The following is a 22,029-nucleotide window of genomic DNA, read 5'->3' as shown; positions in this document are numbered from 1 at the left end:
CACGGTCCGCGACCGATCCGGTGACCCCCGATCCGACGAGACCTGCGGCAGATGTCCAGGTACGCCCGCTTCTTACCGCGCTCATACCGGACTCTTCACATGCCGCCATGTCTTGGTCATCTCCCGTCGCTAGCGTCCGGGCCGTGCACTTGGCAGAAACACAGCAGGTGACGCCCGGCCGGCGGACGCAGTCGGCGGTGTCCGCCGCTCCGGGACCACGCGCGCAGGCCCCCGGGGCGCCCGCGCAGTGGCACCGCGTGCTGACCCTCCTCGCCGACGTCAGCCTGTTCATCGGCACCCGTTCGGTGTGGACCCAGGCGGCCACACACCGGCCGGTCCTCGCGGCGCTCATCTCCGTCTGCTACGCCTCCATCCTGGTGACCGGCGTCCTCGCGCTCACGGTCCGCCGGGCGCGCTCGCTGGCCCGCCTGGACCTGGTCGTACTGGTGACGGCGATCGTCCTCATCGCGTGCACGTGGGCGCTGAACCACGCCGGCGGCGACGAGGCGGTCCTCAGCACCCAGGCCGCGCGCGAGATCGCGAACGGGCACACGGTCTACGGGCAGCCCTGGCCGTGGCTGTTCCACGCCAAGGGCGTCGCGCTGACGCCGACGGTGGACGGCGGGTACGACTTCACGTACGGCTATCCGCCGCTGACCCCGCTGCTCACCCTGCCATTCCTGTGGCTCGGCCACGGCGGCGCCCCGGCGACGGCGGCGGTGACGGTCGTCCTGGTCGTGGGCGCGGTCATGATGTGGCGGCTGCTGCCGACGCCGTGGCGCTCGGCGGCCACGATGGTGTGCCTGGGCTTCAGCTTCCTGCCGATGTACGCCCGCCAGGGCTACCCGGCGATCGTCGCCATGGTCCTGCTGGTACCGGTGGTCGTGCGCTGGCCCCGGCTCGGCGCCGAGGGCCGGCTGGGCGCCCCGGGGATCGCCCGGGCCGCCTGCCTGGGGGCCGCGTGCGCGGCGCAGCAACTGCCCTGGTTCGTGACCCCGTTCCTGCTGGCGGGCCTCTACGCCGTGCGCCGCGGTGAACTGGGCGGTCGCGAGGCGGCGCGCGTGGTGCTGCGGATCGCGGGGATCGCGGTCCTCACCTGGCTGCTGATCAACGCGTACTTCATCGTGACCGAACCGGGCCCCTGGATCCGGGGCATCGCCCTGCCGCTGACCCAGGGGGCGGTGGTCCACGGTCAGGGCCTGGTGGACATCTCCCTGTACTTCACGCACGGCAGCGACCGGCTCGACTGGTACGGCCACGCGAGCATGCTGCTCGCCGCGGCCCTGCTCGCGCTGTTCATGCTGTTCGTCCGGCGGCTCGGCCCGGCCGCGACCGTGCTGCCCTGGTGCGCCTTCTTCCTGGCGACCCGTTCACAGGACGGCTACTACCTGCTGATGACGCCGCTGTGGCTCGCGGCGGCGATCACCGTGCCCCTGTCGGACTTCTCGGGCGCGTGGCAGCCCCGGCCGCGCTGGCTGACGGCCGAGCGCCGCAAGCCCGCGCTGGCCGCCGCCGTGGTGCTGCTGGTGCTGCCCGCACTGGTGAGCGCGACGCTGGCGGCGACGGGTAAGCGGCCGATGCGGATGGAGGTCACGGCGGCCCGGCACGTCTCGGCGCTCACGCTGTCCACACTGACCCTGAAGGTCACCAACTCCGGGAGCAGCGCGCTCACCCCGCACTACATGGTCACGACGGGCCAGGGCATGAGCAAGTACTGGTCGCTCGCGCACGGCCCGGCCACGATCCCCGCGCACGGCACGGCGACCGTCGTCCTGCGGGCGCCCGGGGGCCACTACGCGCTGTCGGCGAAGAAGAGCACCCACTTCCGGCTGCGCGCCTTCACGGCGACCCCGCAGACGCTCTCCACCGAGGACGTGTCGCGGGCCGCGCTGGGGCTGAAGGGCTGAGCGCTCCGCTCAGCCCGCGGTACGGGTGAAGCGCAGCCCGGCCGTCACCGTGGTCAGGCCGCGCATCATGCCCAGCTGGTTCCAGCCGATGCCGAACTGGGCGCGGTCCACGGTGAACTCCGCGTCCAGGGCGAGCGCCTCGGCGCTCGCCCCGGTCAGCCGCGCGGTGAAGGACAGGGGCTTGCTGACGCCCCGCACGGTCAGCTGACCGGTGACCCGTACGCCGTTGTCGTCGAGACGGTCGACGCCCCGGGCGGCGAAGGTGATCTCCGGGTGGTTGCCGGCGTCGAAGAAGTCGGCCGAGCGCAGATGCGTGTCCCGCTTGGCGTGTTTCGTGTCCAGGGAGGCGACGTCCAGGGTCACCGTGCCGGTGGCCGAACCGTCGGGCCGCACCTCGCCCCCGCCGCTGACGGCGGTGAACGCACCCTTCACGGTGACCAGACCCCACATGGTCCGTTGCTGCAGCCCCACGGTGGACGCGGCCGGGTCGAGCTGCCAGGTGCCTGTCTGCACGGCGACGGTCATGGTCGTAACTCCCGACATCAGTGGTCCAAATTTGGATGACTCCGCCACGCTAGCGCCTCATCCAAATATGGACAACCTGCTCGTCCAAAAATGGACAACAGGTAGACTCGACCTATGTCCGCGCCCGATGCCCACCCCGCCGACCAGCCCACATGCCCCTCGGCCGAGAGCGGCGAGCGGCTCCTCCCGGACGAACTGCGCGCGTGGATGGTGCTGCTGGCCGCGACCGGAGCGATGGAGCAGCGGCTGCGTGTGGTCGTCAAGGAGACCCTCGACGTCTCCCACGACGAGTTCCTGATCCTGTGCCTGCTGGCCGAACGGCCGCGCACCGGGCTGCGCATGACCCAGGTCGCCGACCTCCTCGGCCGCCCCAAGACCCGGCTCACCTACCAGATCGCCTGCCTCCAGCGGGCCGGCCTCGTCAACCGCCGGTCGGTGTGCGGCGACAAGCGGGGCGTGGAGGTCGTCCTCACCGACAGGGCACGCGAGCTGCTGCGCGAGACCTCCGCCCTGCTCGCCGGGACCGTCCGGCAGGCCCTCGCCGACTCCATGGGCGCCGACCAGCGCGCGGCCATGTGCGCGCTGATACCGGACCTCGCGGGCCTCGACGCCGGGCGCGCCGCCCGCTGAACGGCCGCCGGCCGACGGCTGAACGGATGCCTTCCGCCGGCTGAAAGGTCATCGGCCGGCGACCGGGAGGCCCAGGTCACAAACGCAACGAGGGAAACCTCACAGGCCTCGCTTCACTCTCGGTTGAGCCCCCTGCCCTAGCATCCGAGCATGACGGTCCTGCCTGACGACGGGCTCACACTGGCCGCCGAGTTCCCTGACGCGACGCACGAGCAGTGGCAACGCCTGGTCGAGGGTGTGCTGCGCAAGTCGGGCAAGGAAGCCTCGGGCACGGCAGCTGAGGACGCCCTGTCCACGACGCTGGAGGACGGGCTGCGCACCCGGCCCCTCTACACCGCGCGCGACGCCGCGCCCGACGCCGGACTGCCCGGCTTCGCCCCGTATCTGCGCGGCGGTCGCCCCGAGGGCGCCATCGCGGGCGGCTGGGACGTACGGCAGCGGCACGCGGCACTCACCGACGGCGCCGTGCTGGCCGACCTGGAGAACGGCGGCACCTCCCTGTGGCTGGTGCTGGGCGAGGGCGGCTTCCCGGTCACCGAACTCCCCCGCGCCCTCGACGGTGTCTACCTCGACCTGGCGCCGGTCGTGCTCGACGCGGGCCGCGACACCGAGGCCGCCGCCGAGGCGCTGCTGCGCCTGTACGCGGACAAGGGCGTCGACCCGAAGGACGTACGCGGCAACCTGGGCGGTGACCCGCTCGGGTACGAGGCCCGCACCGGCACCCCGCTGCACATCGCGCCGTACGCCGCCCTGGCCGCGCGCTGTGCCGGACGGTTCCCGGGCCTGCGCGCGCTGACGGTGGACGCGCTGCCGTACCACGAGGCGGGCGGCTCGGCCGCGCAGGAGCTGGGCGCCTCCCTCGCCACCGGTGTCGCCTATCTGCGCGGGCTGACCGAGGCGGGCCTCGGCGTGGAACAGGCTGCCACACAGCTGGAGTTCCGCTACGCGGCCACCGCCGACCAGTTCCTGACCGTCGCCAAGCTGCGCGCCGCGCGCCGGCTGTGGGCGCGGGTCGCCGAGGTGTCCGGGGCGCCCGGCGCGGGCGCGCAGGTGCAGCACGCGGTGACCTCGCCGGTGATGATGAGCCGCCGCGACCCGTGGGTGAACATGCTCCGCACGACGGTCGCCACGCTCGCCGCCGGGGTGGGCGGCGCCGACTCCGTCACCGTGCTGCCGTTCGACCACGCGCTCGGCCTGCCGGACGCCTTCGCCCGCCGTATCGCGCGCAACACCTCGACCATTCTGCTGGAGGAGTCGCATCTGGCCCGGGTCATCGACCCGGCCGGCGGCTCCTGGTACGTCGAGAAGCTCACCGACGAACTCGCCCAGGCCGCCTGGGAGTTCTTCCGGTCGATCGAGCGCGACGGCGGCCTGGCCGCCGTCCTGCGCTCCGGCCGGCTGCGCACGGATCTGGCGACGACCTGGGCGGAGCGCTCCAAGAAGCTCGCCAAGCGCCGCGAACCCATCACCGGCGTCAGCGAGTTCCCGCTGCTCTCGGAGAAGCCGGTGGAGCGCGAGCCCGCGCCCGAGCCGCTGTCCGGCGGGTTGCCGCGGGTGCGCCGGGACGAGGCGTACGAGGAACTGCGTGCCCGCTCCGACGCGCACCTCGCGGCGACCGGCTCCCGCCCCCGGATCTTCCTCGCCACCCTCGGCTCGGCCGCCGAGTACACCGCGCGCGCGACGTTCGCCGCCAACCTCTTCCAGGCGGGCGGCATCGAAGCCGTCACCGAGGGAGGCTTCGAGGACAGCGGCGCCACCGAGGCCGTGCTGTGCTCCAGCGACGCCCTGTACGCCGAACAGGCCGAGCGGACGGCCGAGTCGCTGCGCGCGGCCGGTGCCGGTCATGTGTTCCTCGCGGGCCGGGGCGACTACTCCGGCATCGACGCGTACGTCTTCGCGGGCTGCGACGCCGTAGACGTCCTGTCCACGACCCTCGACCGCATGGGAGTGTCCTGATGGGAATCCCCGACTTCTCCGGCATCGAGCTGGGGACCCCGGTCGCCGACGGCAGCGCCGAGGAGTGGCAGGCGGCCGTCAAGCGGGCGACCGGGGGCACCCAGCCGCTGTGGGAGACCCCGGAGGGCATCGGGGTCAAGCCGCTGTACACCGGGCGCGACCTGGAGGGCCTGGACTTCCTCGGCACCTATCCGGGCATGGCCCCGTATCTGCGCGGCCCCTACCCGACGATGTACGTCAACCAGCCCTGGACGATCCGCCAGTACGCGGGCTTCTCCACCGCCGAGGAGTCCAACGCGTTCTACCGGCGCAACCTGGCCGCCGGCCAGAAGGGCCTGTCGGTCGCCTTCGACCTGCCCACGCACCGGGGGTACGACAGCGACCACCCGCGCGTGACCGGTGACGTCGGCATGGCGGGCGTGGCGATCGACTCGATCTACGACATGCGCCAGCTCTTCGACGGCATCCCGCTGGACAGGATGACGGTGTCGATGACGATGAACGGCGCCGTCCTGCCGGTGCTGGCGCTCTACATCGTGGCGGCGGAGGAACAGGGCGTACCGCCCGAGAAGCTGGCCGGGACCATCCAGAACGACATCCTCAAGGAGTTCATGGTCCGCAACACCTACATCTATCCGCCGAAGCCGTCGATGCGGATCATCTCCGACATCTTCGCGTACACCTCGCAGCGGATGCCCCGCTACAACTCGATCTCCATCTCCGGCTACCACATCCAGGAAGCGGGCGCGACGGCCGACCTGGAGCTCGCGTACACGCTCGCGGACGGCGTGGAGTACATCCGCGCGGGCCGCGAGGCCGGCCTGGACGTGGACGCGTTCGCCCCTCGCCTGTCCTTCTTCTGGGCGATCGGCATGAACTTCTTCATGGAGATCGCGAAGCTGAGGGCGGCCCGGCTCCTGTGGGCCAAGCTGGTCTCCCAGTTCGAGCCGGAGAACACCAAGTCCCTTTCCCTGCGCACCCATTCGCAGACCTCGGGCTGGTCGCTGACCGCGCAGGACGTGTTCAACAACGTCACGCGTACGGCCGTGGAGGCGATGGCGGCGACCCAGGGCCACACCCAGTCGCTGCACACCAACGCCCTCGACGAGGCCCTCGCGCTGCCCACGGACTTCTCGGCGCGCATCGCCCGCAACACCCAGCTGCTCATCCAGCAGGAGTCGGGCACGACCCGGGTCATCGACCCCTGGGGCGGCAGCGCCTACGTGGAGCGGCTCACCTACGACCTCGCCCGCAAGGCCTGGCAGCACATCCAGGAGGTCGAGCAGGCGGGCGGCATGGCCCAGGCCATCGACGCGGGCATCCCGAAGCTGCGCGTCGAGGAGGCGGCGGCGCGCACGCAGGCCCGCATCGACTCCGGGCGGCAGCCGGTGATCGGCGTCAACAAGTACCGGGTGGACTCCGACGAGCAGATCGAGGTCCTGAAGGTCGACAACTCCTCCGTACGCGCCCAGCAGATCGAGAAGCTGCGCAGGCTGCGGGCGGAACGGGACGAGACCGCGTGCCGGGACGCACTGGACGCGCTGACCCGGGCCGCCGAGGGCGAGGGCAATCTGCTGGAGCTGGCCGTGCGGGCGGCCCGCGCCAAGGCGACGGTCGGCGAGATCTCGGACGCCCTGGAGAAGGTGTACGGCCGGCACGCGAGCCAGATCCGTACGATCTCCGGCGTGTACCGCAACGAAGCAGGCGAGTCCCCGAACGTGGACCGTACCCGCACCCTGGTGGACGCCTTCGAGGAGGCCGAGGGCCGCCGCCCGCGCATCCTGGTGGCCAAGATGGGCCAGGACGGGCACGACCGCGGCCAGAAGGTGATCGCGACCGCCTTCGCCGACCTCGGCTTCGACGTCGACGTCGGCCCGCTGTTCCAGACCCCGGAAGAGGTCGCCCGCCAGGCGGTCGAGGCGGACGTCCATGTCGTGGGGGTCTCCTCGCTGGCCGCCGGTCACCTCACCCTCGTACCGGCGCTGCGCGAGAAGCTGGCCGAGGAGGGCCGCGAGGACATCATGATCGTGGTCGGCGGAGTGATCCCGCCGCAGGACGTGCCGACGCTGCTGGAGATGGGCGCCACGGCCGTGTTCCCGCCCGGGACGGTGATCCCGGACGCGGCGTACGACCTGGTGGAACGGCTGTCGGCCGACCTCGGCCACGAGCTGTAGAGCCGCGATGCCTGCGATCGATCTCGACACGTATGTGAAGGGCGTACTGGACGGCAGGCGGGCCCTGGTGGCTCGCGCCATCACACTGGTGGAGTCCACCCGCCCCCAACACCGCGCCCTGGCCCAGCAGTTGCTCACCGAACTGCTTCCGCACAGCGGCCGGGCACGGCGGATCGGCATCAGCGGGGTGCCGGGCGTCGGCAAGTCGACGTTCATCGACGCGTTCGGCACGATGCTGACGTCGCTGGGCCACCGGGTGGCGGTCCTGGCCGTGGACCCCTCCTCGACCCGCACCGGCGGCTCCATCCTGGGCGACAAGACGAGGATGGAGCGCCTGGCGGTCGACCCGGCGGCCTTCGTCCGGCCCTCCCCCAGCGCGGGCACACTGGGCGGCGTCGCGAAGGCCACCCGGGAGTCGATGGTGGTGATGGAGGCCGCCGGCTACGACGTGATCCTCGTGGAGACGGTCGGCGTGGGCCAGTCGGAGACCGCGGTCGCGGGCATGGTCGACACCTTCCTCCTGCTGACCCTGGCCCGCACCGGCGACCAGCTGCAGGGCATCAAGAAGGGCGTCCTGGAGCTGGCCGACGTGATCGCCGTCAACAAGGCGGACGGCCCGCACGAACGCGACGCACGGGCGGCGGCCCGCGAACTGGCGGGCGCCCTGCGCCTGATGCACGGCAAGGACGCCTTCTGGACTCCCCCGGTGCTGAGTTGCAGTGCGAGGGAGTCGATGGGCCTGGAGGTGGTCTGGGAACGCCTGGAACAACACCGCACCCTCCTGGACACCACCGACCGCCTCACCGCCAAACGCCGTGACCAGCAGGTCGAGTGGACCTGGTCGATGGTCCGCGACGAACTGCTCGGCCGACTGCACGCGGATGCGGCGGTACGGGAGGCCGCGCCCGGCCTGGAACGGCAGGTCAGGGAGGGGCGGTTGACGGCAACACTGGCCGCCGAGCGGATTCTGGGGGCGTTCGAGGGGGGTACGGCGGCGGCTGCGGAGGCTTGAGCGGACCGGTTCGGGCCGGGCCGGCCGCTCGCGGATGCGGCGGGGGGCCTCGGCACCCCTGCCCGATGGCCGGCCACCGGGTGCCGGCTCCGTCAGTTCCGTCACGTGGTGCGGCTCGCCGGACAACGGGTTCGGCATGGCGCCCCCACCCAGAATCCGCCACGCGGGCACCCGGAGAGTCCGTTCCACAGGCCCGGCCTTCGCGCCGGATCCGCCCGAGGGCGGATCGGTCAGCACGGCGCATGGCCGGCAGCCCGGCCGGCGCGATCTGCCGGGCCGAGCGATGCGGACCAGCCGCACCAGGTCGTCGGCGCGCTCGGGGTGCTCGGGGTGCTAGGTCACGCTAGATGCGCCTCAGCACCCGGCCGCCACGACGCTATCGCGCGCCGCGCGGCGGCAGCCACCGTGTGATCCGGTCGAACAGCTCCGTCAGCGGCTCGCCGACCTCCCGGCCGAACTCGGTCAGCCCGTAGGTGACCTGAGGCGGCGTCGTCGGCTCGACCATCCGCCAGACCAGACCGTCCTGGACCAGCGCGCGCAGGGTCTGGGCGAGCATCTTCTCGCTGATGCCCTGGATGCTCTCGCGCAGCTCGTAGAACCGGAGGTCGTTGCTCCGCAATGAGATCAACACCCAGATGCCCCACCTGCTGGTCACATGGTCGACCACATCGCGGGCGGGGCAGTCGGTGTGAAACACCTCATACCGCTCGCCCGCCTCGGCCTGTCTGAGCTGCGCGCCTCCCACCATGTGATGAGCTTACCTTGAGGTATGCCCTTACCAAAAGTTAGCCCGTCTCCTAGCGTCAGATCCACACAGGAGAAGGAGCTGATCATGATCGTGGTGACCGGGGCTACCGGGAACGTGGGCCGGCCGTTGACGCGGGTGCTGGCCGAGGCAGGGCAGCAGGTGACGGCGGTGTCGCGGCACGCGGCACCGACGCCGGAAGGTGTCCGCCACGTGGCAGCGGACCTGGCCGAGCCGGCCGGGCTCGCACCCGCGCTGGCCGGGGCGAAGGCGCTGTTTCTGCTGCTGTCCGGCGACCTGCACGCCGCCGGAGCCGGCCCGGCCGACATCATCGGCCGAGCCGCGGCCGGCGGGGTCCGCCGGATCGTCCTGCTCTCCTCGCAGGGCGTGGCGACCAGGCCCTTCGGCCCGACGCGGATCGCGGTGCGAGCGGTGGAGGACGCGCTGCGGGAGTCGGGCCTGGAGTGGGCGATCCTGCGGCCCGGCGGCTTCGCCTCCAACGCCCTGTGGTGGGCCGAGTCCGTCCGCGCGCGGCGGGTCGTGGCCGCACCCTTCGGCGACGTCGGGGTGCCGGTCATCGACCCGGTGGACATCGCCGAGGTCGCGGCGGCCTGCCTGCTGGACGACCGGCACACCGGCGGCGTGTACGAACTGACCGGCCCGGAGGTGATCACGCCGCGCGGGCAGGCGGAGGCCATCGCCGCCGCACTGGGCTCGCCGGTACGGTTCCACGACCTCACCCGCGACGAGGCCAAGGCCGCCATGTCCCAGAGCATGCCGGTCGAACTCGCCGAGGACACCCTGGACATCCTCGGTTCTCCGAGCCCGGCCGAGACGCGCGTCAGCCCGGACGTGGAGCGGGTCCTCGGCAGTGCCCCGCGCCCCTTCGCCGACTGGGCCGCACGCAATGTCGCCGCGTTCCGCTGAGACCGGTCAGCGCCGCGGGAACCGCTCGGCTTGCCCGGCGACCACCGCTGGTGGCCGGGGAGCCCGGCCCGAAGTCGACGCCGGCGCCCCGGCCCGGGACTGGCACCCCGCCCGGGACTGACACTCCAGTGGCCGCGGAAGCCGACGATGACGCCGTTCCCCGTACGCGCGGCTCACCCCCGCGCGACCGCACGCACCGCGGCTTCGGTCAGCGTCGCCGCCGTGCGCACCGCGCTGGCGACGGCGTCATCGGGTCCGAGGCCGCACAGGTCGGTGAGCGTGAACAGGGCCTCGGCACTGACGACCACGGCCAGGTCCCGCTTGAGCTGGGCGAGGGCTTCGGGATCCGTCGCCCCCAGCGTTCCCTCCAGAGGGGCGAGCGCATGGTCGATCAGCCCGAAACGGATACCGGGTCTCACGGTCACCGCCTCGGGCCGGGTGATGGTGGCCGCGATCATGGCGCGCACCGCGCCCTGACGCAGGAGCACGCCGCGCAGCAGGAACTCGCAGGCGAAGGCGACCCGTTCGGCGGGGTCGGTGGAATCCGCGACCGGCGCGAGCGCCTCGGCGGGGGGCGGCCAGGCGCCTGCCAGGGCCTCGCTGATCAGCGAGGGGAGGTCGGGGAAGTAGCGGTAGGCGGTGGCCTCGGAGACCAGGGCGGCCCGCGCGATCGCGGGCATGGTCACCTCGCCGCCCGAGGCGATGAGTTCGCGAGCGGCTTCGACGAGGGCCGCACGCGTGCGCCTCTTCTGGTTGCTGCGGCCGGTGTCGGTCTGCGTCGTCGCCATCGGTCCATCCCCTTTCGTGCCCGTGCGTCCGCAGCACTTTATCACCGCCCACCCTCATCATGAGAGTTCACTTGCACAAAGAGAGTCGACTCTCTAGTCTCCTTCGTGAGAGCTGACTCTCGCGAAGGAGATGGCAATGAACGAGGTTTCCGTGGTCGGCCCGGACGACGGCGAGGCGATCCGCCTGGGACCGGCGCAGATCCGCATCCTTGAGGACGGCAGTCACACCGGGCACCGCCTCGGGATCGGCGAGATCACCCTCGCCCCGCACACCGAAGGGCCGCCGCAGCACCGCCACGCCCAGCACGACGAGGGTTTCTACGTCGTCTCCGGCACCGTGCACTTCACCGTCGGCGAGACGACCCACGTCGCACCCGCCGGCACGCTCGCGATGATCCCGCCCGGCGCCCCGCACACCTTCGCCAACCCCGGCGACGAGCCCGCGGTCATGCTCAACACCTTCACGCCCGACCTGTACGTGCAGTACTTCCGCGACCTGCGGGACATGATCGCCGGCGGCCAGGAGCTGACCCCGCAGGCGACGGTCGAGGTGATGAGCCGGTACGCCACCGTTGCGGCCACCGACTACGCGTAACCGCTCAGGTCACCCATCCCGCGCTCCCGCAACCGATTCGGAGATCCGCATGACCAGCACCGCCCGCACCCTCACCCTCACCCTGACCCTCGACTCCGGCGATGTCGACGTGAACCTCGGCATCGACGAGCGGGGCGAGGGCCGCCCCTTCCTCCTCCTGCACGGCGGCGGCGGCCCGCAGACCGTCGCCGCCTTCGCCGGGTTCCTCGCCGACCAGCGGCCGGCCCGCGTCATCACCCCGGTCCACCCAGGCTTCGGCGGCACCGCCAGGCCCGACTGGCTGACCGACGTCCCCACCCTCGCCCGGGTCTACGTACGGCTGCTGGACGAACTCGGCCTGAGCGAGGTCACCGTCGTCGGCAACTCCATAGGCGGCTGGATCGCCGCCGAGATGGCCCTGCTCGGCAGCGACCGGATCAGCGGTGTCGTCCTCGTCAACGCCGCCGGTATCCACGTCCCCGGCCACCCGGTCGCCGACCCCTTCACGCTGACGCCCGCCGAGCTGTCCGCTCTCTCCTTCCACGACGTCGAGAAGTTCCGCATCGACCCCAGCGCGTTCTCCGACGAGCAGCGCGCGGCGGCCGTCGCCAACCGGGCCGCGCTGCAGGTCTATTCGGGCCCGCACGCCATGGCCGACCCCACCCTGCGCGAGCGCCTGGCCAAGATCACGCACCCGGTCCTCGTCGCATGGGGCGAGAGCGACCAGGTCACCGACACCACGTACGGACTCGCGTACGCCGACGCCATCCCCGGCGCCCGGTTCGAACTCCTCCTCCGCACCGGCCACATGCCCCAGATCGAGACCCCCGAGCAACTCCTCACGGCGGTATGGGACTTCGCCGGCACCCACGCCGCCGACCGGCCCAACGGCTGAGCGGGGGAACGCGCATGCCCGTCCCGGGACAAGGACGGCGGGCCCCGGTCCTGGCCGTCTGCTGCCTGAGCGTGCTGCTGGTCAGTCTCGATGTCACCATCCTCAACGTCGCCCTGCCCTCGATGCGGCGGGACCTGGACGCCTCCGTCTCGGGCCTGCAGTGGACCCTCGACGCGTACACCCTCGTACTGGCCTCGCTGCTGACCCTCGCCGGTGCCACCGCCGACCGCGTCGGACGCCGGCGGATCTTCCAGCTCGGCCTCGTGCTGTTCACCGCCGGGTCCGGCCTGTGCAGCCTGGCGCCCACCACGGGGTGGCTGGTGGTCTTCCGTACGGTGCAGGCGGTGGGCGGCAGCATGCTCACCCCCGTCGCCATGGCCATCCTCGCCAACACCTTCACCGAACCCCGGGACCGGGCACGGGCCATCGGTGTATGGGGCGGGGTCGTCGGCCTCAGCATGGCGGCCGGGCCGGTCCTCGGCGGCGTCTTGGTGGAGTCGGCCGGGTGGCGGTCCGTCTTCTGGCTGAACCTGCCCATCGGGGCGGCCGCGCTGGCACTCACCGCACGCTACGTCCCCGAATCCCGCGCGGAGCGGGTCCGACGGGCCGACCCGGTCGGCCAGTTGCTGGTGACCGTCCTGCTCGGCACGCTGACGTACGCGATCATCGAGGCACCCGGCGAGGGCTGGACCTCGCCCCCGATCGTGGCCTGCCTGGTCGCCGCGGCGGGCGCGCTGGCCGCCTTCGTACCGTACGAGAACCGGCGCGCCGAACCGCTGATCGAACCGCGGCTCTTCCGCAGCGCACCCTTCAGCGGGGCCACCGCGACAGCGGTGTTCGCCTTCGCCGCGCTCGGTGGCTTCCTCTTCACCAACACCCTCTACCTGCAAAGCGTGGTGGGGCTGAGCGCCCTCGACGCCGGACTCCACATGCTGCCGATGGCGGTGCTGTCCCTGGTGTGCCCACCGCTGTCCGGGCGGATCGTGGGCAGCCGAGGTCCGCGGATCCCGCTGCTGCTCGCGGGGGCGGGCATCACCGCCAGCGGCGTACTGGCCGCGGCCGCCACGCGCTCTGCCCACCCGTCCGACACCCTGTTGTACGTCACCTACGCCCTGTTCGGTCTCGGCTTCGGCTTCGTCAACGCACCGATCACGTACACGGCGGTGTCCGGCATGCCGCGCGCCCAGGCCGGGGTGGCCGCCGCGGTCGCCGCCACCAGCCGGCAGGTCGGCTCCTCCCTCGGCATCGCGGTGATCGGCGCCACGGTCGCCTCCGGCGCCCGCCCGGCCGCGTGGTGGATCATCGCCGGCTGCGGAACGGCCATCGCCCTCCTCGGCACCGTGACCACCGGCCGCCCGGCCGCCGCCACGGCGCGCGCTCCCGCCTCCTCGGTACGGGCATCGGCTCCGGAGGACACGGAACCGTCGTGTCGGCGGCCTGTCGGGGACTGTCGGCCCGATGTCGGCGGGGTCTGACACCTTTCGAGAAGTCCTGCCGGGTGCTCACCCGGCTGAGAATTCGGGAAGGGGATCTCTCGTGCATGACGTAGTGATCGTGGGCGCCGGCCCGGTGGGTCTGTTCCTTGCCTGCGAGCTTGGCCTCGCGGGCTGCTCTGTCCTGGTGCTGGAGCGGGAGCCGGAACCCCGCTCGCCGTTCAAGGCGGAGCCGCTCGGGAGGCGGGGCCTGTCCTCCACGTCGGTCCAGGCGTTCTACCGCCGCGGGATGCTGCCGCAGCTGCTGACGGCATCGGGCGTCCACGACGACGACCCCGGCGCGCACCCCGAAGCCGACGAGCCGTCACCTCCTCGTCACGGCGGCCACTTCGCCGGCATGGTGCTCGATCCGGCCAACGTCGACGTCGCCGCCCTGCCGTACCGGCTGCCCAGCCCGGCACCTGAGGGCATGCTGACACACCTCGAAGCCGTCGAGACGGTGCTGTCCGAGCAGGCGTCCGAGCTCGGCGTGGAAATCCAGCGCGGTGTCACGGTTTCAGCCATCGCCCAGAGCGACGAGAGCGTCGTCGCACAAGCCGGCGAGCACGCATACGCGGCACGCTGGCTCGTCGGCTGCGACGGCGGACGCAGTACGGTGCGTGGGCTCGCGGGCTTCGACTTCGTCGGGACCGAGCCGCTGTTCACCGGCTACACCATGCTCGCCACCGTCGCCGACCCCGAGAAGCTGGGCCCTGGGTTCCAGCTGACGCCGACGGGCATGTACCTCCAGCCCACGGCTGGTTACATCGGCATGACGGACTTCGACGGGGGCGCGTTCGATCGCTCGCAGCAGCCGACTCGCGAGCATCTCCAGACGGTTCTGCGCCGTGTGTCCGGCACCGACGTGACGCTGATCGACGTCCGGCTCGCGTCGAGCTTCACCGACCGGGCGATGCAGACGACGACCTACCGGCAAGGACGCGTCCTGCTCGCGGGCGACGCGGCTCACATCCACTCGCCCCTCGGCGGGCAGGGACTCAACACCGGCATCGGCGACGCCATGAACCTGGGCTGGAAACTCGGGGCGACCGTGCGCGGGGAGGCGCCGGACGGGCTGCTCGACACCTACACCCGCGAGCGCCGTCCGGTCGGGGCAGCGGTGCTCGACTGGTCGCGCGCCCAGGTGGCGGCCATGCGGCCGGACCCGCATGCCCAGGCGGTCCAAGGAGTGATTCGCGAGCTGATCGGGACCCGTGACGGAACGACCTATGTGTTCGAGCGGATGTCGGGATCGTCGATCCGCTACGACCTCGGCAGCGAGCACCTGCTGGTCGGGCGCAACGCCCCGGACCTTCGCCTCGAAGACGGCACTCGTCTCGGCGACCTGATGCGGGACGGACGGGGCGTCGCGCTCGATTTCAGCACCGACGGATGCCTGCGCGGTGCAGCGCTGGGCTGGGAGAGCCGGATGCGGTATGCGGCCGGTCCGGCGAGAGACGACCTCGGATCCGGTGCCGTGCTGGTCCGGCCCGACGGCGTGGTCGCCTGGGCAGGTGACCGCGCACCCGACCGTGAAGCGTTCGAGCAGGCCGCCGGCCGTTGGTTCGGCGCTCCGGAATTCTGAAGGCCGGTCGCCGTCCGAATGCCCCAGACGCGCTTCGGACCGCTCCCTGCCGACACCACTGCCCGCTGCGCTCCGGCCGAGGTCGACGACAGCACCGGCACCTGAGAGGGACCGCCTCCGCCCGTCTCCTCGGCGGTGTCTGCGGCATCGCCGGGGCCACCGTTGCCGACTCAGTCGCCTCGGCTGAGCAGAGGCTCTCAGGAACGACAGCTACGCGGAATGACGGCACCGGGATCTCCCTCGCCTGCGGGGAGCACCCGTACCGCATCAGAAGGTACCGGGAAGGCATCGCCCGATAGGGGATCCCATAGGGTGACTTCACCACCGACCACGCCGAACGAGCCGTACACCTGCTCGGGGTCCAAGCGGTGTCCGAACAGCGGAAGTTCGGCCAGAGAGTCGATCGGGGTGACGCATACCGGCCGGGGATTGGCGCCGTAGTAGTAGTCCGGCGCCCGGCCAGATTGCCACTGCCGTACCGCCACATCACCAGCGGCCTGGGCCCCGTCCAGTACAGTCACCGCCCATGCCAAGGTGAGGGGCATGACCCCGGTCAGGGCAACGATCGGGAGGAACAGGCGCAGCGTACGGTTGCGGAACAGCGGCTGCACATAGCCCCAGCAGGCCAGGAAGAAGAGCGTCAGCGCTACCGAGATCGCCAACACATACGCCGAGGCCACGAACTGCCACACGTCCGCAACGCCTATCTCCTCCGCCCGGACATGGAACGCGGCGCCGTAGAAGGTGAAGAGCACAGGGCTGAGCCCGCCGAGAGCCGGAACCACCACCGGTAGTACAGCGACGAACACCGCCACCAGGAAAGGTCTCCGGCTGCCCGCGCGGGCCAAGCGTCGAACGCCGCCCGTGACGAACACCGCACCTGCCAGGAGGAGGTGCAGGCGCAGAACTGTATCGGCATCAAAGATCCGGGTCCCACAAGCCGTCATCGCGAAGAGAGGCCCACTGGTGGCCAACGCTGCCAGCCATGCGTAACCACGCTGGCGTCGGTGGACGATCACTTCTTCGTCCCGCGGGGATTGGCCCCCGTCCCCGGCCGCCATGGAAAGGCGGACAAACGGAAGCACGACGGTCGCGCACCACCAAGTCAGCAGCGTCCAGCCCACCAGCGCAAGCAAGGCCAGCCACCAAGGGCCGGAAGCAGCGGGGATGCCGAGCACACCCGCCGTCCAACTCAGCGCCGTCGTCTTCACCACCCACTGGTGGCTCTCGGCTGCTCCCGTCCGGCGCATTCCGTTGTGCGCCCGCACCCGACGCGGGAACGGCGCACGTACGCTATGCGCGGCAGCGCGCAGCCGAGCCTCCTCGAGCGAGCCGAACAGCACCGTCCCGGTGTCGTGCAACCCCACACACCGCTCGACGTTGAACAGCCACCGGACCCAGCGATTGGCATGCGTGCTGCGCGCCGCACAGACGAACCAGTGAGGTTCCTGCAGACGTTGCCTCCGTATCATGCTCGAGCGCACCGGCCGCAGATCCAACTGAGCACCGTCCGCGAGGTCCTTGACCTCCTGGGCGGCCCACCGTTCAGGTCGACGACCGGCACCACGCCCGACCGGGACGCCAAGCACGTAGACCGACTTGCGGTCCGTCTCCTCAGGAAGAACTCCGCCTGGCGTACCAGCCTCCGGATACGCCTCCTCATCAGCACCAAGTACCTCCCAACCCGCCGCCCCGAACAAGGCGCGTGCCCTTCTTCGGTGCTCAGCCGGCCCTGTGAGAGCCACCTCTACTCGCACGATGAGCAACGCACCTTCGCCACTCCTGCCCTGGCCTGCCTCCACGTGGCTTCTCCCTTCAACGGCAGTTGATCCCTCCCGTGGACCAGGGACTCAACACCCGTCCGCTGCAGCGGTCCCGGCATGGGGTGAAGGCTCCAGTCGTTGCCCCGGGTACGCCGCGGTGCAGCTGAACCGCAACAGATCTTGTGCGCGCTCCAGATCCCGGCCCGTCCGGAGCCGTCAGGCCGTTGCTCTTCGCCGTCATTCGATCGAGGCGTTTGACAGCGACAGGCGAGCAACAGTGACGCCAGGACGAGACGATCGCGGACTGACGGAATCAAGTCTTGTGTCAGTCGGCGATGCGGGCCGACAACCAACGAAGACCGACACCCGTAGCATCACGCATCCCCGAATGCTCTGAAGCGAAGCGGGTCGGCTTCGGCAACGGCGGCGCGCTCGCCGATAACGCCCCGCGAGCAGGAGAAGACCCGCGAAGTTCAACGCCCTGCCGACCGACGCGATCATCTTCCACAACGCGCTGGACATGGCCGAGATCGTCCGCCGGGTGCAGGACGAAGGCGAGAGGGTCGACCCGCTGACGCCTACGACCCGCACCTGGACGTCGGCTTCACCCCGATCCGCGGCGACGGCCCGCCGACCGACGGAGTCGGCCAGGCCGCGTGAGCCGGCCAAGGGCCGGATGCCCGAGCTGGTCGGACGCGTGTCGGCGAGCACCTCGCGGAGCCCTGGCACCGCGTCCGAGAGCTGATCGCGGGAACCGGGTTGAGGTCACAGCAATCGGTCGACCAGCCCGTCGATGTAGTCCGGGGTGAGCGGGACCATGCCGAACAGGACGCGGATGTACATCGGGGCCAGGATGTGGTCCAGCACGTCGAACGCGTCGGGTGCGTTCTCGCCACGGTCGCGGGAGCGATCGAGCATGGACTGCAGTTGCCGGGTGCGTTCGGCGCGGAGGTCGGCACCAGCCTGCAGGCCCTGCTGGCCGCTGCTCGACAGAGCGACGGCCAGGTGCAGCACCGCCGGGCCGTCGGGTCCGGTGATCTCGCGAGCCACTTGGGCCGCGTACGTGCGCAGGTCGCCGGCGAGGCTCCCGGTGTCGGGCATCGGCGACTGCGCGTTGAGGCGGGTGAGTGCCACGTCGGTGAGCAGGGTTTCCAGGCTGCCCCACCGGCGGTAGATGCTGCTGTCGGCTACGCCTGCGCGGGCCGCCACCTCACCGACGGTGAAGTTGCCGTAGCCGCGCTCACTGATCAGGCCGGTAACGGCCTGGTGCACCTGCGCGCCGACGCGGGCGCTGCGCCCGCCGGGCCGCCGGGCTCGCTGTCGGTCGTTCATGCATCCCACCTTAACGCAGTCGCGGCTTGCGTTTGCGAGGCGACCGTCTCTATAGTCACCTAACGCAGTCACTGACTGCTTTAGGGCGCTCAGGTGTATCGCCACCCATGTCGAACGCGACCGGGCGCAACCAGCGATTGAGGGGGATCCCATGGCTGCATCGCATGCGGTCGTAGGCAGTCGATCAAACCGGGCCGTGCTGCTCACGGTGACCTGCCTGGGCCAATTCATGGTCCTGCTCGACAACACGATCGTTGGAGCGGCGCTGCCCGATATGCAGCACCGGCTGCACACGCAGTTGACCGGTCTGCAATGGATCGTCGACGCGTACGTACTGCTGGTCGCCATGCTGCTGCTGTCCGGTGGTGTCTTCGCCGACCGGTTCGGCCGCAAGCGTGTGTACCTGACCGGCGTGGCGGTGTTCACCGTCGCGTCGGTGCTGTGCAGCCTCGCGCCCTCGCTCGGCTGGCTGGTCGCCGGCCGGGTGCTGCAGGGCATCGGGGCCGCGGCGCTGAGCCCTGCCTCGCTGGCCCTGCTCGTCGCCGCCTATCCCGTGCCGCAGGAACGCATCAAGGCGATCGGGCTGTGGGCCGGATTCAGCGGAATCGGTCTGGCCGCAGGCCCCGTGGCCGGCGGCGTGCTGGCAGATGCCTTCGGCTGGCCCGCCATCTTCCTGGTCAATCTGCCCATCGGCGTGGTCCTGCTGGTGGTCGGTCTGCGCCACCTCGGCGAGTCCCGCAATCCGAGCGCCCCCGCGATCGACATCCCGGGGACGGTGCTGTCCGTTCTGGGGGTGGGGACGCTGACCTACGGACTGATCGAGGGCGGTGCCCGCGGCTGGACATCGCCGGTGATCCTGGGAAGCTTCGCCGCCGCGGTGATGCTCCTCGCCGCCTTCGTCGCCGTCGAAGCGCGTCGTTCCGCACCGATGCTGCCGCTGCGGCTGTTCGGGCAGCGCCTGTTCACCGTGTCCAACACCGCCATGGTCGTGGTGGGGTTCGCGCTCATGGGTTCGTCGTTCTTCTTCTCCCAGTTCTTCGTGTACGTCCAGGGCAGCTCGATCCTGCGCGCCGGCCTGCAGACCCTGCCGGTATCCCTCGCCATGGTGATCGTCAGCCCGTACGCGGGCCGGCTCGCCGCCCGGTACGGCTTCCGCGTCGTGGTCACCACCGGTCTGGCCCTGGCCGGCCTGGGACTGCTGGCGCTCGGCACGGTGCACGCCGACACCGGCTACGGGAACGTGTGGTGGCGGCTGGCAGTCGTCGGCACCGGCTTCGCCCTGACCATGTCTCCCCTGACGGGAGCCGCCATCCAAGCGGTCAGCCCGCAGGAAGGCGGCCTCGCATCGGGCATCAGCAGCACCACCCGGCAGATCGGCGCGGTGCTCGGCGTGGCGCTACTCGGAGCCATCGTCCGCACCCGGCAATCCGGCGGCGCCTCCTTCGAGACCGGCCTCAACAGCGCCTTCCTCGCTGCCGGCGCCATCACCTTGGCCACCGCCGTGTTCACCGGCCTGTGGCTGGCGCGGTCCAAGCCCGCGGAAGGCTCCGCGGCCCCGCAACGTTCCACCGGTCCAGATGCGGTCACCACCTCGAACAAGGTATCCGCGAACAGCCCGAACTAGATCAAGATCACCCCATGGCTCGTTTCTTCCGTACCCGGGTCACACCCCTCCAAGAGGAGAAGCGCCTTGCAGATCACCGCATCCTCCGTCTCGCTCACCGTCGACGACGCCGCCGCGTCCAGCGGTTCTTCACCACCCACCTCGGCCACGCCGAGCACCGGACGGCGCCACGGACTTCGAGCGCCGCAACGTCCTGTACGCCTACGGTCCGGAGCGTCTGACCATCGGCAGGTACTGCGCGATCGCCTCGGGGACCACATTCCTGATGGCCGGTGCCGAGCATCCGACGACGGGGGTGTCCACGTACCCGTTCACCATGTTCGGCGGCCGGTGGACCGAGCAGACTCTGGACATCGTCACCGCCATGCCCAGCCGCGGCGACACGGTCGTCGGCAACGACGTCTGGTTCGGCTACCAGGCGACCGTCATGCCCGGCATACGGATCGGCGACGGCGCCATCGTCGCGGCCGGCGCCATGGTCACCGCCGACGTCCCGCCGTACACGATCGTCGGAGGCAACCCGGCCAGGCCGATCCGGCAGCGCTTCGACGACGCCGACGTCGAGCGGCTACTGCGCGCCGCGTGGTGGGACTGGCCCTCCGACCTGGTCACCGAACACGCCCGGACCATCATGGCCGGAACGCCCGCCGACATCGAACGCATCGCCGCCGAGCACGGTTTGGGGAAGTCCCTTTGACTCACGTGTCCATCGAAGAGTTTGCGGTGGCAGACAGTGCGGCCGGGCCCTACGCCCTCGCCACGGGCCCGGACGGCGCGCTGTGGTTCACCCTCGTCCACAGCGGCCGGATCGGCCGCCTCGTGCCTGGCGAGGAGCCGACGAGCCACCCGCTCGACCCCACCTGTGGGCCGACCATCATCACGTCTGGTCCCGACGGCGCGCTGTGGTTCACCGAGTACGGGGCGGGCCGGATCGGGCGGATCACCACCGACGGCGTCATCGACGAATTCGACGTGCCCACACCCGGCTGCGGGCCGTTCGGTATCGCGGCGGGACCCGACGGAGCACTGTGGTTCACGGAAACCGCCGCCGACCGCATCGGCCGCATCACCGTCGACGGCGGCGTCACCGAGTTCCCACTCCCCGTCACCGGCGCATTCCCGTCCGCGATCACCGCCGGCGGCGACGGCGGGATGTGGTTCACCCTCAACCAGGCGAACGCAGTTGGCCGGATCGGCATGGACGGTGCGGTCACCCTCCACTCCCTGCCGACGGAGGAGGCGGCGCCGGTGGGGATCGCCGCGGGCCGCGACGGTGTGCTGTGGTTCGTCGAGATCGGCGCCGGGCAGATCGGCCGGATCACTCCCGACGGGCAGATCACCGAGTTCCCGCTGCCCAACCGCGCCGCCCGGCCGCACGCCGTCACCGTCAACGGACAGGGCACCGTCTGGTTCACCGAATGGGGAGACAACCGCGTCGGCACGATCACCCCCGACGGTTGCGTCACCGTCCACGACCTGCCCACCCCGCGCTCCGAACCGCACGGCATCACCGTCGGTCCCGACGGCGCCCTGTGGACCGCGCTGGAGATCGGCGCGCTCGCCCGCATCGCCCCAGCCGACAGCACCACCTGACAAACCACCCCCTCCCACACCATCAGCAACGGTCGCCCGCACGGCGGCTGGAGAGGAAGTCCCATGAAATACGCACTCGTCATCTTCGAGACGGACGAGTCGCGCCGCCGCATCCAGGCCGACCGCGTCGTATACCGCAAGGAGTACGAAGGCTGGATCGGCAGCCTCGCCGCAGCCGGAAAGCTGGTCGGCGGCGACGCCCTGGAGACCGAGCACACGGCTCCCGCGACCGTTCGCACTGCAGCCGACGGGACGTCGACGGTGAACGACGGACCCGCGCACGCCGGCGAGGCGACCCTCGGCGGCTGGTTCATCGTCGAGGTGGCCGACCGCGCGGAAGCCCTCGAACTGGCCAGGAGCCTCCCCACCCCGGAGACCGTCGAGGTCCGCCCGATCCTCGAATCCGCCTGAACAACACGGGGGACCGGCCCGATGGCACAGCGCCCGCCCGCAGGGACGCCGCTGTCGTGCCGCCCGGCTTCGCCTGATCATGCAGCCTGCCGTAGCCGTCCGTTCCGGGCGGGCCA

At 71.1% G+C, this 22,029-nt stretch carries 19 protein-coding genes and 1 pseudogene; 14 read left to right on the top strand and 6 right to left on the bottom strand.

What is annotated here, in order from left to right:
* Window positions 1-143 precede the first annotated feature (143 nt).
* Window positions 144-1,907: a hypothetical protein gene (locus ADK64_RS05385; RefSeq protein ID WP_420712939.1), complete on the top strand. Its 1,764-nt coding sequence runs from the start codon at window positions 144-146 to the stop codon at window positions 1,905-1,907.
* A 9-nt stretch (window positions 1,908-1,916) separates the two neighbouring features.
* On the opposite strand, the gene ADK64_RS05380 is transcribed toward ADK64_RS05385, so the two are convergent.
* Window positions 1,917-2,432, bottom strand: coding sequence for a YceI family protein (locus ADK64_RS05380; protein ID WP_053655326.1), 516 nt, complete (start codon window positions 2,430-2,432; stop codon window positions 1,917-1,919).
* Window positions 2,433-2,546: 114 nt separating this feature from the next.
* Between ADK64_RS05380 and ADK64_RS05375 the strand changes: the two genes are divergently transcribed.
* The 4 genes from ADK64_RS05375 to meaB all read left to right on the top strand — a co-directional run bounded on the left by ADK64_RS05375 (window position 2,547) and on the right by meaB (window position 8,204).
* Complete coding sequence (locus ADK64_RS05375; RefSeq protein WP_053655324.1) at window positions 2,547-3,062, top strand: MarR family winged helix-turn-helix transcriptional regulator; 516 nt, start codon at window positions 2,547-2,549, stop codon at window positions 3,060-3,062.
* Between the two features lie 150 nt (window positions 3,063-3,212).
* Window positions 3,213-5,018: a methylmalonyl-CoA mutase family protein gene (locus ADK64_RS05370; protein ID WP_053655322.1), complete on the top strand. Its 1,806-nt coding sequence runs from the start codon at window positions 3,213-3,215 to the stop codon at window positions 5,016-5,018.
* Complete coding sequence (gene scpA, locus ADK64_RS05365) at window positions 5,018-7,192, top strand: methylmalonyl-CoA mutase (RefSeq protein WP_053655320.1); 2,175 nt, start codon at window positions 5,018-5,020, stop codon at window positions 7,190-7,192. Before ADK64_RS05370 ends, scpA begins: the two co-directional genes overlap by 1 nt.
* Before the next feature lie 7 nt (window positions 7,193-7,199).
* On the top strand, window positions 7,200-8,204 hold the full coding sequence (gene meaB, locus ADK64_RS05360) for a methylmalonyl Co-A mutase-associated GTPase MeaB (protein WP_053655318.1): 1,005 nt from the start codon (window positions 7,200-7,202) through the stop codon (window positions 8,202-8,204).
* Window positions 8,205-8,580: 376 nt separating this feature from the next.
* Here meaB and ADK64_RS05355 read toward each other — a convergent pair whose 3' ends face one another.
* Entirely contained in the window at window positions 8,581-8,952 is a 372-nt protein-coding gene (locus tag ADK64_RS05355; protein WP_053655316.1) for a winged helix-turn-helix transcriptional regulator, read from the bottom strand.
* 84 nt (window positions 8,953-9,036) lie between these two features.
* Between ADK64_RS05355 and ADK64_RS05350 the strand changes: the two genes are divergently transcribed.
* Window positions 9,037-9,876 carry an SDR family oxidoreductase gene (locus ADK64_RS05350; protein ID WP_053655314.1) on the top strand — a complete coding sequence of 280 codons (840 nt, stop codon included), beginning with the start codon at window positions 9,037-9,039 and terminating at the stop codon, window positions 9,874-9,876.
* 173 nt (window positions 9,877-10,049) lie between these two features.
* Here ADK64_RS05350 and ADK64_RS05345 read toward each other — a convergent pair whose 3' ends face one another.
* Window positions 10,050-10,664 (bottom strand): TetR/AcrR family transcriptional regulator, encoded by a 615-nt coding sequence (locus tag ADK64_RS05345; RefSeq protein WP_053655312.1) that lies wholly within the window; start codon window positions 10,662-10,664, stop codon window positions 10,050-10,052.
* Window positions 10,665-10,800: 136 nt separating this feature from the next.
* On the opposite strand from ADK64_RS05345, the gene ADK64_RS05340 reads away from it, so the two are divergent.
* From ADK64_RS05340 to ADK64_RS05325, 4 genes are all read left to right on the top strand, one after another.
* On the top strand, window positions 10,801-11,259 hold the full coding sequence (locus tag ADK64_RS05340) for a cupin domain-containing protein (protein WP_053655310.1): 459 nt from the start codon (window positions 10,801-10,803) through the stop codon (window positions 11,257-11,259).
* Between the two features lie 49 nt (window positions 11,260-11,308).
* Window positions 11,309-12,133, top strand: coding sequence for an alpha/beta fold hydrolase (locus ADK64_RS05335; protein WP_053655308.1), 825 nt, complete (start codon window positions 11,309-11,311; stop codon window positions 12,131-12,133).
* A 14-nt stretch (window positions 12,134-12,147) separates the two neighbouring features.
* The gene (locus ADK64_RS05330) at window positions 12,148-13,608 is read left to right on the top strand and encodes an MFS transporter (protein ID WP_053655306.1); all 1,461 of its coding nucleotides are present in this window, start codon (window positions 12,148-12,150) and stop codon (window positions 13,606-13,608) included.
* A gap of 61 nt (window positions 13,609-13,669) precedes the next feature.
* Window positions 13,670-15,190: an FAD-dependent monooxygenase gene (locus ADK64_RS05325; RefSeq protein WP_053655304.1), complete on the top strand. Its 1,521-nt coding sequence runs from the start codon at window positions 13,670-13,672 to the stop codon at window positions 15,188-15,190.
* Between the two features lie 197 nt (window positions 15,191-15,387).
* Here the strand turns inward: ADK64_RS05325 and ADK64_RS05320 are convergent, their stop codons facing one another.
* Window positions 15,388-16,890, bottom strand: a complete 1,503-nt coding sequence (locus ADK64_RS05320) for a hypothetical protein (RefSeq protein ID WP_159046171.1) — start codon at window positions 16,888-16,890, stop codon at window positions 15,388-15,390.
* Between the two features lie 828 nt (window positions 16,891-17,718).
* On the bottom strand, window positions 17,719-18,285 hold the full coding sequence (locus ADK64_RS05315) for a TetR/AcrR family transcriptional regulator (protein ID WP_053655299.1): 567 nt from the start codon (window positions 18,283-18,285) through the stop codon (window positions 17,719-17,721).
* 151 nt (window positions 18,286-18,436) lie between these two features.
* Between ADK64_RS05315 and ADK64_RS05310 the strand changes: the two genes are divergently transcribed.
* Window positions 18,437-19,909, top strand: coding sequence for an MFS transporter (locus ADK64_RS05310; RefSeq protein WP_053655297.1), 1,473 nt, complete (start codon window positions 18,437-18,439; stop codon window positions 19,907-19,909).
* On the opposite strand, the gene ADK64_RS46535 is transcribed toward ADK64_RS05310, so the two are convergent.
* Window positions 19,906-20,058: a hypothetical protein gene (locus ADK64_RS46535; protein WP_199829503.1), complete on the bottom strand. Its 153-nt coding sequence runs from the start codon at window positions 20,056-20,058 to the stop codon at window positions 19,906-19,908. The two genes, ADK64_RS05310 and ADK64_RS46535, sit on opposite strands and share 4 nt — an antisense overlap.
* 8 nt (window positions 20,059-20,066) lie before the next feature.
* On the opposite strand from ADK64_RS46535, the pseudogene ADK64_RS05305 reads away from it, so the two are divergent.
* The 3 genes and pseudogenes from ADK64_RS05305 to ADK64_RS05295 form a co-directional block, all read left to right on the top strand.
* Window positions 20,067-20,606 (top strand): annotated as a pseudogene (locus ADK64_RS05305) (CatB-related O-acetyltransferase); the annotation flags it as partial.
* Between the two features lie 5 nt (window positions 20,607-20,611).
* Entirely contained in the window at window positions 20,612-21,502 is an 891-nt protein-coding gene (locus tag ADK64_RS05300) for a hypothetical protein (protein WP_063789858.1), read from the top strand.
* Window positions 21,503-21,565: 63 nt separating this feature from the next.
* A complete protein-coding gene (locus ADK64_RS05295) occupies window positions 21,566-21,913 on the top strand; it encodes a YciI family protein (RefSeq protein WP_053655293.1) in 348 nt (115 codons plus the stop codon).
* Window positions 21,914-22,029 lie beyond the last annotated feature (116 nt).

The organism is Streptomyces sp. MMG1121, assembly GCF_001280015.1.
Lineage (GTDB): Bacteria > Actinomycetota > Actinomycetes > Streptomycetales > Streptomycetaceae > Streptomyces.
Note: the sequence above shows the minus strand (reverse complement) of the source record. Positions and strands in the feature narration are given on the sequence as shown.